14 protein-coding genes and 5 tRNA genes are annotated in these 14,097 nt (G+C 50.2%); 17 read left to right on the top strand and 2 right to left on the bottom strand.

What is annotated here, in order from left to right:
• Positions 1 to 12 precede the first annotated feature (12 nt).
• On the bottom strand, positions 13 to 1,401 hold the full coding sequence (glmL, locus tag OGX94_RS02280; RefSeq protein WP_003831429.1) for a methylaspartate mutase accessory protein GlmL: 1,389 nt from the start codon (positions 1,399 to 1,401) through the stop codon (positions 13 to 15).
• Positions 1,401 to 1,850, bottom strand: coding sequence for a methylaspartate mutase subunit S (glmS, locus tag OGX94_RS02275; RefSeq protein WP_003022963.1), 450 nt, complete (start codon positions 1,848 to 1,850; stop codon positions 1,401 to 1,403). Before glmS ends, glmL begins: the two co-directional genes overlap by 1 nt.
• Before the next feature lie 1,218 nt (positions 1,851 to 3,068).
• Between glmS and cydA the strand changes: the two genes are divergently transcribed.
• From cydA to nadA, 17 genes are all read left to right on the top strand, one after another.
• Complete coding sequence (cydA, locus tag OGX94_RS02270; RefSeq protein ID WP_003022965.1) at positions 3,069 to 4,637, top strand: cytochrome ubiquinol oxidase subunit I; 1,569 nt, start codon at positions 3,069 to 3,071, stop codon at positions 4,635 to 4,637.
• A gap of 15 nt (positions 4,638 to 4,652) precedes the next feature.
• Positions 4,653 to 5,792 carry a cytochrome d ubiquinol oxidase subunit II gene (gene cydB, locus OGX94_RS02265; protein ID WP_257661502.1) on the top strand — a complete coding sequence of 380 codons (1,140 nt, stop codon included), beginning with the start codon at positions 4,653 to 4,655 and terminating at the stop codon, positions 5,790 to 5,792.
• A gap of 14 nt (positions 5,793 to 5,806) precedes the next feature.
• Entirely contained in the window at positions 5,807 to 5,920 is a 114-nt protein-coding gene (cydX, locus tag OGX94_RS02260) for a cytochrome bd-I oxidase subunit CydX (RefSeq protein ID WP_003022970.1), read from the top strand.
• Complete coding sequence (ybgE, locus tag OGX94_RS02255) at positions 5,920 to 6,213, top strand: cyd operon protein YbgE (protein ID WP_063940682.1); 294 nt, start codon at positions 5,920 to 5,922, stop codon at positions 6,211 to 6,213. The genes cydX and ybgE overlap by 1 nt, the downstream gene beginning before the upstream one ends.
• 275 nt (positions 6,214 to 6,488) lie before the next feature.
• Complete coding sequence (ybgC, locus tag OGX94_RS02250) at positions 6,489 to 6,893, top strand: tol-pal system-associated acyl-CoA thioesterase (RefSeq protein ID WP_003831439.1); 405 nt, start codon at positions 6,489 to 6,491, stop codon at positions 6,891 to 6,893.
• Positions 6,890 to 7,582 carry a Tol-Pal system protein TolQ gene (tolQ, locus tag OGX94_RS02245; protein WP_003022976.1) on the top strand — a complete coding sequence of 231 codons (693 nt, stop codon included), beginning with the start codon at positions 6,890 to 6,892 and terminating at the stop codon, positions 7,580 to 7,582. The genes ybgC and tolQ overlap by 4 nt, the downstream gene beginning before the upstream one ends.
• Before the next feature lie 3 nt (positions 7,583 to 7,585).
• Entirely contained in the window at positions 7,586 to 8,014 is a 429-nt protein-coding gene (gene tolR / locus OGX94_RS02240; protein ID WP_003022978.1) for a colicin uptake protein TolR, read from the top strand.
• A gap of 64 nt (positions 8,015 to 8,078) precedes the next feature.
• A complete protein-coding gene (gene tolA, locus OGX94_RS02235; RefSeq protein WP_008784157.1) occupies positions 8,079 to 9,335 on the top strand; it encodes a cell envelope integrity protein TolA in 1,257 nt (418 codons plus the stop codon).
• A gap of 128 nt (positions 9,336 to 9,463) precedes the next feature.
• Positions 9,464 to 10,756, top strand: coding sequence for a Tol-Pal system beta propeller repeat protein TolB (gene tolB / locus OGX94_RS02230; protein WP_003022981.1), 1,293 nt, complete (start codon positions 9,464 to 9,466; stop codon positions 10,754 to 10,756).
• Positions 10,757 to 10,790: 34 nt separating this feature from the next.
• The gene (gene pal / locus OGX94_RS02225; RefSeq protein WP_003022983.1) at positions 10,791 to 11,309 is read left to right on the top strand and encodes a peptidoglycan-associated lipoprotein Pal; all 519 of its coding nucleotides are present in this window, start codon (positions 10,791 to 10,793) and stop codon (positions 11,307 to 11,309) included.
• Positions 11,310 to 11,318: 9 nt separating this feature from the next.
• Positions 11,319 to 12,110: a cell division protein CpoB gene (cpoB, locus tag OGX94_RS02220; protein WP_003831441.1), complete on the top strand. Its 792-nt coding sequence runs from the start codon at positions 11,319 to 11,321 to the stop codon at positions 12,108 to 12,110.
• A 165-nt stretch (positions 12,111 to 12,275) separates the two neighbouring features.
• Positions 12,276 to 12,351, top strand: a tRNA-Lys gene (locus OGX94_RS02215).
• Positions 12,352 to 12,387: 36 nt separating this feature from the next.
• Positions 12,388 to 12,463, top strand: a tRNA-Val gene (locus OGX94_RS02210).
• A 3-nt stretch (positions 12,464 to 12,466) separates the two neighbouring features.
• Positions 12,467 to 12,542 (top strand) — tRNA-Lys (locus OGX94_RS02205).
• Between the two features lie 45 nt (positions 12,543 to 12,587).
• Positions 12,588 to 12,663: transfer RNA gene (locus tag OGX94_RS02200), tRNA-Lys, on the top strand.
• A gap of 32 nt (positions 12,664 to 12,695) precedes the next feature.
• Positions 12,696 to 12,771 (top strand) — tRNA-Lys (locus OGX94_RS02195).
• 281 nt (positions 12,772 to 13,052) lie between these two features.
• On the top strand, positions 13,053 to 14,096 hold the full coding sequence (gene nadA, locus OGX94_RS02190; protein ID WP_149335609.1) for a quinolinate synthase NadA: 1,044 nt from the start codon (positions 13,053 to 13,055) through the stop codon (positions 14,094 to 14,096).
• Position 14,097 lies beyond the last annotated feature (1 nt).

Here is a 14,097-nt window from a genome sequence, read left to right as displayed (position 1 = left end):
CTGCCTTAAGTTTTATAGGGTTAAACACTGAATGCTGGTGCGAGCAGCGGCTTGCGGGTACAGCCTGGCGACGTTTGCCAGTAGCGGGAGCAGGCCATTTGAATCGCGGTAATACTCAAACTGATTCGGTAACAGAATTCTTTTACCCTGGTCGTCCAGCTCCCTGTATTTGAGCCAGTTATGGATATCGAACTGGCTGGCGCGAGAGAGCCATCCCCCTGAACCGACGACTTTGCGTACGGTGGTGAGATCGCGACCCATCTGTAAATCCACATTACCCACGCAGGTGCAAACCTGCTTTTTAGTGCCCGCGTGGCGCTCAGCGGCATAGCCCACGCATAAACCTGCCAGCAGGGTGTCGAAATATTTCTCTTCCTCGCTGAGTGGCAGGTAATCCGGTTGCCCAACCAAGTGGCGTAGATAGCGGTAAAACGCTTCCTCGCGCTGTGGCTGCTGGGCGAAGATGACTTTCACCATATCCTGCGTGCTTTCTCCCACCACAACGGCGGAAACGCGCATGCCAAGGTCGCCTTCAACGGTACGTTTGACGAACGGTTCAGGAACACCATGCAGGACGGTATCGGGGGAGAGGGTATTCGCGCTGGCCGAATAGACATCCGTGGTGGCTCCGCCCATATCAATCAGCATGAATTCCTTCCATGCGCTGTCGTAATCGCTAATGGCTTTGACTAACTCATATACCGTCCATGGCGTCGGCATAGGCTCTTCGCCTGTTTCGCCGACGATAACGTCCAGACCTTTGCCTTTGACGATGCGTGACAAGAACACATCGCAAATCGCCTGGCGCGCGGCAAACGGATTCGGGTGATCGAGGTCCGGCAGAATGTTGTCTACCGTGGTCAGATCCTTATGTCCCAGAATCGTTTGTATTTCGTCCTGAATGTCCCGGTTTCCGGCGTAGATAATGGCGCAATCAAGCTTTGAGCCTGCCAGCGCGTGTGCATTCGCCAGGCCGTAACTTTCTTCGCCACCGTCTGTCCCGCCGGTAAACAACAGAATGTCTGGTGGTGATGATTCCAGCTCCTGGATGTCATGACGGTTCAGCTTGTACGAATAATATTGCGCGATTTTCGCTCCTGCCGAATGGGCGGTAACTTTTGCCGACTCCAGCGTAATGGAAGGCACCAGCCCCATTGCTGCAACGGCGAGCCCACCTTTCGCTGAGGAGGAGTATTTCAACTGCACTTCACCACTTTTCAGTAACGGGCGAGCATCGGCAACATTCAGCACCTGATTCAGGCTGGCAAAAAAACCGTCTGCCAGATGATGTGTGGTGGTTGGGGTCAGGACATGGTTTACCAGGGTTAATTCCTCGCCTTCATGTGCGAAGAGGGCTGCCTTGGTCCATGTCGAGCCGATATCGACAGAAACTGTTTGCATCAGATGGCCTCTTCCAGGCAACGCTGTTCGAGGCCATTGTGTTGGTGAATATCATTAGTGATAAGCGCGCAAACATCTTCCAGATCGTGGCTGGGGGCGAAGACCCGGTTAAAGCCCATCTCTTTAAACTTCACTTCCACGTCGGCGAAGTCATGTTTACCGACGACCAGGTTGCCGCCGACGTACAGCAGAATGTCGCCAAGGCCGCGTTCGATGCAGCGCTCACGTAACCCGAGGCAGTCAATGTCGCCATGACCGTAGATAGAGGACACCACGATGGCATCGGCGCCTGTTTCAATCGCAGCATCAATATATTCATCCTGGCTCACCATCACCCCGAGGTTGATTACGTGAAAATCATGAGCAGTAAAAACGCGATCCAGAACTTTATTACCTACTGCATGGCAGTCAGCACCGATGACGCCAATAACAAGTGTAGATTTCTTCATGGGTAATCCTCTGTAGGGCTGATGGTCAATAAGTGAAATTATTTTCTAATATTTAGAACATGGATTGTGACAACCTCTTAATAGGGTTGGAGTTTCTGTGGAAGCGAAAAAGGAAGCAATTGATCTATTTTCAAAATATCCTGAGAAAAATGATTGTTATATTTAGTTGGTGTAAAATTCCTTTGTAATCAATATGATGAGATGTGTTTTTTTTAACTGGTTTTAATTTATTAGAGAATTGGGTAATAAATGACTTGCCATGTTTGTGATCGAAATCTTATTTTGTTATGCGCGCCATTTATGACGTGTTTTAAATAATTTCAAAAATCCCAATTACTAATTAACTTGTGAACGACATAACGGTTTTTTATTTTTTAATCTTATATGTCATAATTCATTTTTGTTAAATTTAGGATAAAAATGATAAGGAAATGTTTGTGGCATATTTAATCTTTGCCACATAAGAGAAGAGGGGGTGTTAATGATAACTTTCAGTGATGATTTAAGCGAAACGTCAGCATTCTCTCGCAGAACGACAAACGCAATACATCGGTCATTGTGGAACGTTTTCGCTTCCAGTTGAGATAGTTACATCTCGGTGTTAATTATAAGTAAAATTTAAATGAATAATTTGTATGAAATAACAAATCCATGACTTGCTAAACAAAAAACTGTGAGCTACCCAGCATTAATGATTCTTTATCTGCTATCAATTTAGTCAGCCGGGCTGGTTAAAAGATCGTGTACATTTAAATAAATATCCTATCATTTGTAGTAACGGCAATTACTCATTGAAAAACATATTGTTAACATAGCGTTTACTAGTAGCGTGAGTGCTAAACACTATTAACATTAAATTTGAAAATTGATTTAAATCAATGTTTAAAACTTGGAAAACGGCATCAAAAGAGGTTAAATTGCTTCAGATCAAATTGGTCTGAAAGTGGTAAATTAGCTATAAATTGATCACTATCGAAAAATGCAAATTTGTCTCGATAAAAACCTGTTTATTGTAAGGATTTTACGGCGTAATATAATTGCGGAATCAATTTGAGTGTTTTATTAACATGTTTGTAACTTTTCATCATTATCTTTTCTTCAAATGAGAGGGAAGGGTAGCGGCGGAAGGAAGCAGATAAATTTGTATTGGGGCATGCGTGTGACCCTTTCTAACGGGGTTCACTCTCGGAGTCTTCATGCGATGAGCAAGGAGTCATGATGTTAGATATAGTCGAACTGTCGCGCTTACAGTTTGCCTTGACCGCGATGTACCACTTCCTGTTTGTGCCACTGACGCTCGGTATGGCGTTCTTGTTGGCCATTATGGAAACGGTCTACGTCCTTTCCGGCAAACAGATTTATAAAGATATGACCAAGTTCTGGGGCAAGTTGTTTGGTATCAACTTCGCTCTGGGTGTGGCTACCGGTCTGACCATGGAGTTCCAGTTCGGGACTAACTGGTCTTACTACTCCCACTATGTAGGGGATATTTTCGGTGCGCCGCTGGCGATCGAAGGTTTGATGGCCTTCTTCCTCGAATCCACCTTTGTAGGTCTGTTCTTCTTCGGCTGGGACCGTTTGGGTAAAGTCCAGCATATGTGTGTCACCTGGCTGGTGGCTCTGGGTTCTAACCTGTCTGCGTTGTGGATTCTGGTTGCGAACGGCTGGATGCAGAACCCAATCGCAGCGGATTTCAACTTCGAAACCATGCGTATGGAGATGCTGAGCTTCTCTGAACTGGTGCTCAACCCGGTAGCACAGGTGAAATTTGTTCACACTGTGGCATCTGGTTATGTATGTGGCGCGATGTTCGTTCTGGGTATCAGCTCCTACTATATGCTGCGCGGTCGTGACTTCGCGTTTGCTAAACGTTCTTTTGCTATCGCTGCCAGCTTTGGTATGGCTGCTATTCTGTCTGTTATCGTTCTGGGTGATGAATCTGGTTACGAAATGGGTGACGTGCAGAAAACCAAACTCGCTGCGATTGAAGCAGAATGGGAAACTCAGCCTGCTCCAGCTTCCTTTACGCTTTTCGGTATTCCGGACCAGGATGCGCAGGAAAACCATTTTGCGATTCAGATTCCTTATGCGCTGGGCATCATTGCCACCCGCTCTGTTGATACACCGGTCATTGGTCTGAAAGACCTGATGGTGCAGCACGAAGAGCGTATCCGTAACGGGATGAAAGCGTATCAGTTGCTGGAAGAACTGCGTGCTGGTACTACCGACCAGGCCGTTCGCGATCAGTTCAACAGCATGAAGAAAGACCTGGGTTATGGTCTGCTGTTGAAACGCTATACGGATAACGTCACCGACGCGACCGAAGCGCAAATTCAGCAGGCAACGAAAGATTCTATTCCTCGTGTTGCGCCGCTGTACTTCGCTTTCCGTATCATGGTGGCATGCGGCATTCTGATGCTGGCAATCATTGCGGTGTCCTTCTGGACTGTGCTTCGTAACCGTATCGGTGAGAAAAAATGGCTGCTGCGCACCGCGCTGTATGCGATTCCTCTGCCGTGGATTGCTATTGAATCCGGTTGGTTTGTTGCAGAGTACGGTCGTCAACCGTGGGCGATTGGTGAAGTGTTACCAACAGCCGTAGCGAACTCTTCGCTGACTGCTGGCGACCTCATCTTCTCGATGCTATTGATTTGCGGCCTGTATACCCTGTTCCTGGTGGCTGAACTGTATCTGATGTTCAAGTTCGCACGCCTTGGGCCGAGTAGCCTGAAAACCGGTCGTTATCACTACGAGCAGTCCACTGTGACTTCTCAGCCGGCACGCTAAGACAGGAGTCGTCAAATGATCGATTATGAAGTATTGCGTTTTATCTGGTGGCTGCTGGTTGGCATTCTGCTGATTGGTTTTGCGGTCACTGATGGCTTCGACATGGGGGTGGGCATGCTCACCCGTTTCCTCGGTCGTAATGATACCGAGCGTCGAATTATGATTAACTCCATCGCCCCGCACTGGGACGGTAACCAGGTTTGGCTCATCACCGCGGGTGGCGCACTGTTCGCTGCCTGGCCGATGGTCTATGCCGCTGCGTTCTCCGGTTTCTATGTGGCGATGATTCTGGTTCTGGCGTCCTTGTTCTTCCGTCCGGTCGGTTTTGACTACCGCTCTAAGATTGAAGATATGCGCTGGCGCAACATGTGGGACTGGGGCATCTTCATAGGTAGCTTCGTGCCACCGCTGGTGATTGGCGTGGCGTTCGGTAACCTGCTGCAAGGGGTTCCATTCCACGTAGATGACTACATGCGTTTGTACTACACCGGTAACTTCTTCCAGTTGCTGAATCCGTTTGGTCTGCTGGCAGGTGTCGTGAGCGTTGGGATGATCATCACCCAGGGTGCGACCTATCTGCAGATGCGTACGGTAGGTGAACTGCATCTGCGTGCTCGTGCAACTTCACAGGTTGCGGCGCTGGTGACTCTGGTCTGCTTCTCGCTGGCCGGTGTGTGGGTGATTTACGGTATTGACGGTTATGTTGTGACCTCTGCACTGGATCATCATGCCGCCTCTAACCCGCTGACCAAAGAAGTTGCTCGTGTGGCTGGCGCATGGATGGTGAACTTTAACAATGCACCTATCCTGTGGTTGGTTCCTGCACTGGGCGTGGTTCTGCCGCTGTTGACCATCCTGACTTCTCGTATGGAGAAAGGGGCATGGGCGTTCGTCTTCTCCTCACTGACGTTAGCCTGCATCATCCTGACTGCCGGTATCGCAATGTTCCCGTTTGTGATGCCATCCAGCACCATGATGAACGCAAGTTTGACCATGTGGGATGCCACCTCCAGCCAGCGTACATTGAATCTGATGACCTGGGTCGCGGCGGTGTTTGTACCGATCATTCTTCTGTACACCAGCTGGTGTTACTGGAAGATGTTCGGTCGCATCACTAAAGAAGATATTGAAAGCAACACCCACTCTCTGTACTAAGTAAGGAGCTTAAAATGTGGTATTTCGCATGGATTTTGGGAACGCTTCTTGCCTGTGCATTTGGGATAATCACAGCGCTGGCGCTTGAGCACGTTGAATCAGGCAAAGCCGGGCAAGAAGATAGCTAATGACCAACATTATCGCGATGGTATACAACGCGATGGACAAGCGCCCCTTGCGGGCGCTTTCATTTGTGCTGGCAATCGTGTTGGCTGGCTGCATATTCTGGGATCCGTCTCGTTTCGCGGCCAAAACCAGTGAGCTTGAAATCTGGCATGGTTTCCTGCTGATGTGGGCGGTCTGCGCAGGCATGATTCACGGCGTTGGCTTCCGTCCTCGCGCCGTACATTGGCAGGGCATCTTCTGCCCGCTGATCGCGGATATTGTCCTCGTTGTTGGTCTGATTTTCTTCTTCTTTTGAATAAGAAACATCCTTAAATATTTATGGGCTTGCATAAGCCCATAATTTTTTACTCTCCGTTTACTTTCCCCCATTCCAAAGCACCATTCCCGCGCGTATAGTAGCGAAGTTTGAAAGCACTAACCTTTTGTTGCATTACCGGGATGTACAGTGAAGACAGCGCGATATACAACGACATTCTTGATGCATCGCGGCGGCAAGAACGCGAATCACCAGACGCTTACAAAGGTAAGTAACTGGTGCGAGTGGGCGAAGCCAACAAAGAGGCAGTAGGAATGAATAAGTATATGTTTCGATGGCCGGTTCGTGTCTATTATGAAGATACCGATGCCGGTGGGGTGGTTTACCACGCCAGTTACGTCGCTTTTTATGAAAGAGCACGCACAGAAATGCTTCGTCATCATCACTTCAGTCAGCAGGTCCTGTTGGCCGAACGTGTAGCCTTTGTGGTGCGCAAGATGACCCTCGAGTATTTTGCGCCTGCCCGGCTCGACGATATGCTCGAAGTTCAAACCGAAATTACGTCAATGCGTGGCACCTCATTGGTTTTCACGCAACGCATTGTCAACGCAGAGAACACCGTGCTGAATGAAGCCGAAGTTCTGATTGTTTGCGTTGATCCACTCAAAATGAAGCCTCGTGCGCTTCCCAAGTCTATTGTCGCGGAGTTTAAGCAGTGACTGACATGAATATCCTTGATTTGTTCCTGAAGGCAAGCCTTCTGGTTAAACTTATCATGTTGATTTTGATTGGTTTCTCAATCGCATCCTGGGCCATCATCATCCAACGGACCCGTATTCTTAATGCTGCTTCGCGTGAAGCCGAAGCATTTGAAGACAAGTTCTGGTCCGGCATTGAATTGTCGCGCCTGTACCAGGAAAGCCAGGGGCGTCGTGATAATTTGGCGGGCTCGGAACAAATTTTCTATAGCGGATTCAAAGAATTTGCGCGTTTGCATCGGGCAAATAGCCACGCGCCGGAAGCGGTCGTAGAGGGGGCTTCCCGTGCGATGCGTATCTCGATGAACCGTGAACTGGAAACGCTGGAAACGCATATTCCATTCCTCGGCACCGTTGGCTCCATCAGCCCGTATATCGGTCTGTTCGGTACCGTTTGGGGGATCATGCACGCATTTATCGCGCTGGGCGCGGTAAAACAGGCGACGCTGCAAATGGTCGCACCGGGTATCGCAGAAGCGTTGATTGCAACGGCTATCGGTCTGTTTGCGGCAATCCCGGCGGTTATGGCCTACAACCGTCTGAACCAGCGCGTGAACAAACTGGAACTGAATTACGACAACTTTATGGAAGAGTTCACCGCGATTCTGCACCGCCAGGCGTTTACCGTTAGCGAGAGCAACAAGGGGTAAGCCATGGCCAGAACGCGTGGACGAGGTCGTCGCGAACTCAAGTCCGAAATCAATATTGTACCGCTGCTCGACGTACTGTTGGTGCTGTTGCTGATCTTTATGGCAACCGCACCGATCATTACGCAGAGTGTGGAAGTCGACCTGCCGGATGCGACCGAGTCGCAAGCCGTCAGCAGTAACGACGAACCCCCGGTCATTATTGAAGTTTCCGGTATTGGGCAATACAGCGTGGTGGTTGAGAAAGATCGTATGGATCAACTGCCGCCGGAGCAGGTTATCGCGGAAGCGAAAAGCCGCCTGCAGACCAATCCGAAAACGGTCTTTTTAATCGGTGGTGCGAAAGACGTGCCTTATGATGAAATAATTAAAGCGCTGAACTTGTTACACAGTGCAGGCGTAAAATCGGTTGGCTTGATGACGCAGCCAATCTGATGACTGCGTTTTGCTGGCTTGAAAGATAGCACGTAACAGGCGAACAGTTTTTTGGGAACCGAGAGTGTCAAAGGCAACCGAACAAAACGACAAGCTCAAAAGGGCGATAATTATTTCAGCGGTGCTGCATGTCATTTTATTTGCAGCGCTGATCTGGAGTTCGTTCGATGAGCACATTGATGCTTCAGCCGGCGGCGGTGGCGGTTCGTCCATCGACGCCGTTATGGTCGATCCAGGCGCCGTTGTGCAACAGTACGACAGGCAGCAGCAACAGCAGGCAAGTGCGAAACGTGCTGAAGAGCAGCGTGAAAAGCAGGCGCAGCAGCAAGCTGAAGAACTTCGCGAGAAGCAGGCAGCTGAGCAAGAGCGACTGAAGCAGCTGGAAAAAGAACGTTTAGCCGCGCAGGAAAAAGTGCGCGAACAGGCGGAACAGCAGAAGCAAGCTGAAGCCGCCGCAGCGAAAGCGCAAGAGCAACAGAAACAGGCTGAAGAGGCTGCGGCGAAGGCTGCTGCAGACGCGAAGGCTAAAGCTGATGCTCAGGCTAAGCAAGCGGCAGATGCCGCGAAGAAAGCCGCTGCGGACGCACAGAAAAAAGCTGAGGCTGAAGCCGCTAAAGCCGCCGCTGATGCGAAGAAAGCTGCAGAAGCACAAGCTGCTAAGGCAGCTGCGGACGCTGCGAAGAAAGCACAGGCTGAAGCCGCTAAGCAAGCTGCAGCCGAGAAAGCTGCTGCTGAGAAAGCAGAAAAAGCCGCTGCCGCGAAAGCTGCCGCTGCTGAAAAAGCGGCGGCTGATAAGAAAGCCGCTGCAGAAAAAGCAGCAGCAGACAAAAAAGCTGCAGCTGAGAAAGCCGCTGCCGATAAGAAAGCTGCGGCAGATAAAGCAGCTGCTGCTAAAAAGGCTGCGGCCGAAAAAGCCGCTGCAGCCTCTGGCGTTGACGACTTGTTGGGCGACCTGAGCTCCGGTAAGAATGCACCGAAATCGGGCGGTGGAGCGAAAGGAAACGGCCAACCGGCGAAAGATAGTGGTACAAGTGGTGCCAATGGCGGTGCATCTGGCGCTGATATTAGTGCTTACGCATCTCAAATTCGTAATGCGATCCAGAGCCGTCTGTATGGTGCAGATTTGTATGCAGGTAAATCTTGCGTATTACATATCAAGTTAGCACCCGATGGTCTGTTACTGGATGTGACCGAAGAGGGCGGGGATCCGGCATTGTGTCAGGCTGCGCTGACGGCTGCGAAAACCGCCAGAATTCCTAAACCGCCTAGCCAGGCAGTTTATGAAAAAGTAAAAGATGCCAAACTGGACTTCAAACTGTAATAACGACCCCTGAGAAATCAGGGGAAACGGTCTAAGGTTGAGACAGAGTTCTGGTAGTTTTGTGTATTTGAGTTTGTTAACATTCTGCTAAATTATCGTGGGCTTTCCGTCCAGATAAGGGAGATATGATGAAGCAGGCATTACGAGTAGCATTTGGTTTTCTGATGCTGTGGGCAGCGGTGCTGCACGCAGAAGTACGTATCGAGATCACCCAGGGGGTGGACTCGGCGCGCCCGATTGGTGTTGTCCCCTTCCAGTGGGCAGGACCGGGTGCTGCACCTGAAGATATCGGTGGTATCGTAGGTGCTGACCTGCGTAACAGCGGTAAATTTAACCCGTTAGACCGTTCTCGTCTGCCTCAGCAGCCCGGTACCGCGCAGGAAGTTCAACCTGCCGCTTGGTCTGCGCTGGGCATTGATGCCGTAGTCGTCGGCCAGGTTACGCCGAACCCGGATGGTTCTTACAGCGTTGCCTATCAGCTGGTTGACACCGGTGGTGCACCGGGTACCGTACTGGCACAGAACACTTATAAAGTGAACAAGCAGTGGCTGCGTTACGCGGGCCATACTGCAAGTGACGAAGTGTTTGAAAAACTGACCGGCATTAAAGGTGCATTCCGTACCCGTATCGCTTATGTTGTTCAGACCAACGGTGGTCAGTTCCCGTACGAATTACGTGTGTCCGACTACGATGGTTACAACCAGTTCGTGGTACACCGTTCTCCGCAGCCGCTGATGTCTCCGGCGTGGTCACCGGACGGTTCAAAACTGGCGTACGTTACCTTCGAAAGCGGTCGTTCTGCGCTGGTTATTCAGACACTGTCTAACGGCGCGGTTCGTCAGGTAGCCTCGTTCCCACGTCACAACGGTGCGCCTGCGTTTTCTCCGGATGGCAGCAAACTGGCGTTTGCCCTGTCTAAAACCGGTAGCCTGAACCTGTATGTCATGGACATTGGTTCCGGTCAGATCCGTCAGGTGACGGATGGTCGTAGCAACAACACGGAACCTACCTGGTTCCCGGACAGCCAAAACCTGGCCTTTACGTCTGACCAAGCCGGTCGTCCGCAGGTTTATAAAGTTAACGTCAACGGCGGTGCTCCGCAGCGCATTACCTGGGAAGGTTCGCAAAACCAGGATGCGGATGTGAGCAGCGACGGTAAATTTATGGTAATGGTAAGCTCGGCCAACGGTCAGCAGCACATTGCCAAACAAGATCTGGTAGCGGGTGGCGTACAAGTTCTGTCGTCAACGTTCCTGGACGAAACGCCAAGTCTGGCACCTAACGGCACTATGGTAATCTACAGCTCTTCTCAGGGGATGGGATCCGTGCTGAATTTGGTTTCTACAGATGGGCGTTTCAAAGCGCGTCTTCCGGCAACTGATGGACAGGTTAAATTCCCTGCCTGGTCGCCGTATCTGTGATAATAAATAATTGATTAATAAAGGAATCATTGAAATGCAACTGAACAAAGTGCTGAAAGGGCTGATGATTGCTCTGCCTGTTATGGCTATTGCAGCGTGTTCTTCTAACAAGAACGCCAGCAATGACGGCAGCGAAGGCATGCTGGGTGCCGGCACTGGTATGGATGCAAACGGCAGCGGCAACATGTCTTCTGAAGAGCAAGCGCGTCTTCAGATGCAACAGCTGCAGCAGAACAACATCGTTTACTTCGATCTGGACAAGTACGATATCCGTTCTGACTTCGCTGCAATGCTGGATGCTCACGCTAACTTCCTGCGTAGCAACCCGTCTTACAAAGTCACCGTAGAAGGTCATGCGGACGAACGTGGTACTCCTGAGTACAACATCTCCCTGGGTGAGCGTCGTGCGAACGCCGTTAAGATGTACCTGCAGGGTAAAGGTGTTTCTGCTGACCAGATCTCCATCGTTTCTTACGGTAAAGAAAAACCTGCAGTACTGGGTCATGACGAAGCGGCTTACGCCAAAAACCGTCGCGCCGTACTGGTTTACTAAGAGAATTGCATGAGCAGTAACTTCAGACATCATCTGTTGAGTCTGTCGTTACTGGTTGGCATAGCGGCCCCCTGGGCCGCTTTTGCACAGGCGCCAATCAGTAGTGTCGGCTCTGGCTCGGTCGAAGACCGTGTCACTCAACTCGAGCGTATTTCTAACGCTCACAGTCAGCTTTTAACCCAACTCCAGCAACAACTCTCCGATAATCAGTCCGATATTGATTCCCTGCGCGGTCAAATTCAGGAAAATCAGTATCAACTGAATCAGGTTGTTGAACGCCAGAAGCAGATATTGCTGCAGATGAATAATCTTGGCAGCGGTAGTGCACCTGCGGCGCAATCAGCGGGCGGCGATCAGAGTGGGGCAGCAGCAACCCCTGCACCTGATGCGGGTGCAGCGGCAGCGTCAGGTGCTCCGGTACAAACTGGCGATGCGAATACCGATTACAATGCGGCCATTGCTCTGGTGCAGGATAAATCCCGCCAGGATGACGCGATTGAAGCATTTCAGAACTTCATTAAAAAGTACCCAGACTCAACTTACCTGCCAAATGCGAATTACTGGCTGGGTCAGTTGAATTACAACAAGGGGAAAAAAGATGATGCAGCGTTCTATTTTGCTTCTGTAGTCAAAAACTTCCCTAAATCACCAAAGGCTGCAGACGCGATGTATAAAGTCGGTGTCATCATGCAGGACAAAGGTGATAAAGAGAAAGCGAAAGCCGTTTATCAGCAGGTTATCACTAAATACCCTGGCACTGATGGCGCGAAACAAGCGCAAAAACGCCTTGGCGCGATGTAATGAACACCATGCGACCAGAAATCGTGTTAATTCTGGTCGCGTCGTGTGATTCCTAAGCAGTTGAGTTATTTACATCGAAATTTTTGTTGCGCTAAAATCTGAAATCAGTAATATATGCCGCCGTTGCCAAGGGATATCAAACAGCCCGAAAGCGGCAAAAAAAGTGGGTCGTTAGCTCAGTTGGTAGAGCAGTTGACTTTTAATCAATTGGTCGCAGGTTCGAATCCTGCACGACCCACCACTAACTTAGTTAGTAAGTAGTATCCAGCGCAGTATCGGGTGATTAGCTCAGCTGGGAGAGCACCTCCCTTACAAGGAGGGGGTCGGCGGTTCGATCCCGTCATCACCCACCACTCGGGGCGTTAGCTCAGTTGGTAGAGCAGTTGACTTTTAATCAATTGGTCGCAGGTTCGAATCCTGCACGCCCCACCAATTTATTGGTGGTACCGAGTAAAAATTTTCAGGTTATACCCGAGCGGGTCGTTAGCTCAGTTGGTAGAGCAGTTGACTTTTAATCAATTGGTCGCAGGTTCGAATCCTGCACGACCCACCATCCTGAAAGTATAAAGAAGTAAACCCCATAAGGGGGCGTTAGCTCAGTTGGTAGAGCAGTTGACTTTTAATCAATTGGTCGCAGGTTCGAATCCTGCACGCCCCACCAGTGTAAAAAGGCGCCCTAAAGGCGCCTTTTTGCTATCTGCGATTTATAAGATTCGAACCTGCTTGCCTGATGCGCTTCGCTTATCAGTCCTACAGACGACACTATTCACGTAGGCCGGATAAGACGTCAGTCGCCTTCCGGTATTCATCACACGCAATTATTGTGACTTTCTTACGCCAATCCGCTATCTTGTTTAGCATATAAAACAAATCTAACCGAATACGGCGTGCGTCACGCTTTTAATCGGTTATTTCGTTAAGCCAGTAAAACGAGAAAGCAAGATGAGCGTGATGTTTGATCCAGAAGCAGCAATTTATCCGTTTCCGCCGAAGCCAGCCCCGCTGAGTGTGGATGAAAAGCAATTTTATCGTGAAAAAATCAAGCGCCTGCTGAAAGAGCGTGATGCCGTTATGGTCGCGCACTATTACACCGATCCCGAAATTCAGCAGTTGGCCGAAGAGACCGGTGGTTGTATTTCTGATTCTCTGGAGATGGCGCGTTTCGGCTCAAAGCATTCTGCCTCTACGCTGTTGGTTGCAGGCGTGAGATTTATGGGGGAAACCGCCAAAATCCTCAGCCCGGAAAAGACCATCCTGATGCCGACCCTACAGGCGGAATGCTCATTAGATCTGGGCTGTCCGATTGATGCGTTCAGCGCGTTTTGCGATGCGCATCCGGATCGTACCGTGGTGGTTTACGCCAATACCTCAGCCGCCGTTAAAGCACGTGCGGACTGGGTCGTCACATCCAGTATCGCGGTAGAACTTATTGAGCATCTTGATAGTTTAGGTGAAAAAATCATCTGGGCTCCGGACAGACATCTGGGCAACTACGTACAAAAACAGACCGGTGCAGATGTTCTTTGTTGGCAGGGGGCCTGTATCGTCCACGACGAATTTAAAACTCAGGCTTTAACACGCATGAAGGGGCTTTACCCTGATGCTGCGGTGTTGGTGCACCCGGAGTCCCCCCAGTCTATCGTTGATATGGCCGATGCGGTTGGCTCAACCAGCCAGTTAATCAACGCAGCTAAATCGTTACCGCATCAACAGCTGATTGTGGCGACTGACCGGGGCATTTTTTACAAAATGCAGCAGGCTGTTCCGGATAAAGAGTTACTCGAAGCGCCGACGGCTGGTGAGGGGGCAACCTGTCGCAGCTGTGCGCATTGTCCGTGGATGGCGATGAACGGCCTCAAGGCGATTGCTGAGGGCCTGGAACAAAGCGGAGCGGCTCATGAGATACATGTTGATGCTGGGTTGCGAGAAGGGGCGTTGTTGCCGTTAAACCGTATGTTGGAATTTGCGGCTACACTTCGAGCTTAAT

The sequence above is a fragment of the Citrobacter sp. Cpo037 genome (assembly GCF_030332945.1).
GTDB lineage: Bacteria > Pseudomonadota > Gammaproteobacteria > Enterobacterales > Enterobacteriaceae > Citrobacter > Citrobacter portucalensis.
The sequence above is the reverse complement of the archived record's forward strand: the minus strand, read 5'-3'. Positions and strand labels throughout refer to the sequence as shown.

Excerpts from the sequence above, each read along its gene's own strand:
- glmL (WP_003831429.1), bottom strand. The coding sequence starts at position 1,401 with ATGCAAACAGTTTCTGTCGATATCGGCTCGACATGGACCAAGGCAGCC.
- glmS (WP_003022963.1), bottom strand. The coding sequence starts at position 1,850 with ATGAAGAAATCTACACTTGTTATTGGCGTCATCGGTGCTGACTGCCAT.
- cydA (WP_003022965.1), top strand. The coding sequence starts at position 3,069 with ATGTTAGATATAGTCGAACTGTCGCGCTTACAGTTTGCCTTGACCGCG.
- cydB (WP_257661502.1), top strand. The coding sequence starts at position 4,653 with ATGATCGATTATGAAGTATTGCGTTTTATCTGGTGGCTGCTGGTTGGC.
- cydX (WP_003022970.1), top strand. The coding sequence starts at position 5,807 with ATGTGGTATTTCGCATGGATTTTGGGAACGCTTCTTGCCTGTGCATTT.
- ybgE (WP_063940682.1), top strand. The coding sequence starts at position 5,920 with ATGACCAACATTATCGCGATGGTATACAACGCGATGGACAAGCGCCCC.
- ybgC (WP_003831439.1), top strand. The coding sequence starts at position 6,489 with ATGAATAAGTATATGTTTCGATGGCCGGTTCGTGTCTATTATGAAGAT.
- tolR (WP_003022978.1), top strand. The coding sequence starts at position 7,586 with ATGGCCAGAACGCGTGGACGAGGTCGTCGCGAACTCAAGTCCGAAATC.
- tolB (WP_003022981.1), top strand. The coding sequence starts at position 9,464 with ATGAAGCAGGCATTACGAGTAGCATTTGGTTTTCTGATGCTGTGGGCA.
- pal (WP_003022983.1), top strand. The coding sequence starts at position 10,791 with ATGCAACTGAACAAAGTGCTGAAAGGGCTGATGATTGCTCTGCCTGTT.
- cpoB (WP_003831441.1), top strand. The coding sequence starts at position 11,319 with ATGAGCAGTAACTTCAGACATCATCTGTTGAGTCTGTCGTTACTGGTT.
- nadA (WP_149335609.1), top strand. The coding sequence starts at position 13,053 with ATGAGCGTGATGTTTGATCCAGAAGCAGCAATTTATCCGTTTCCGCCG.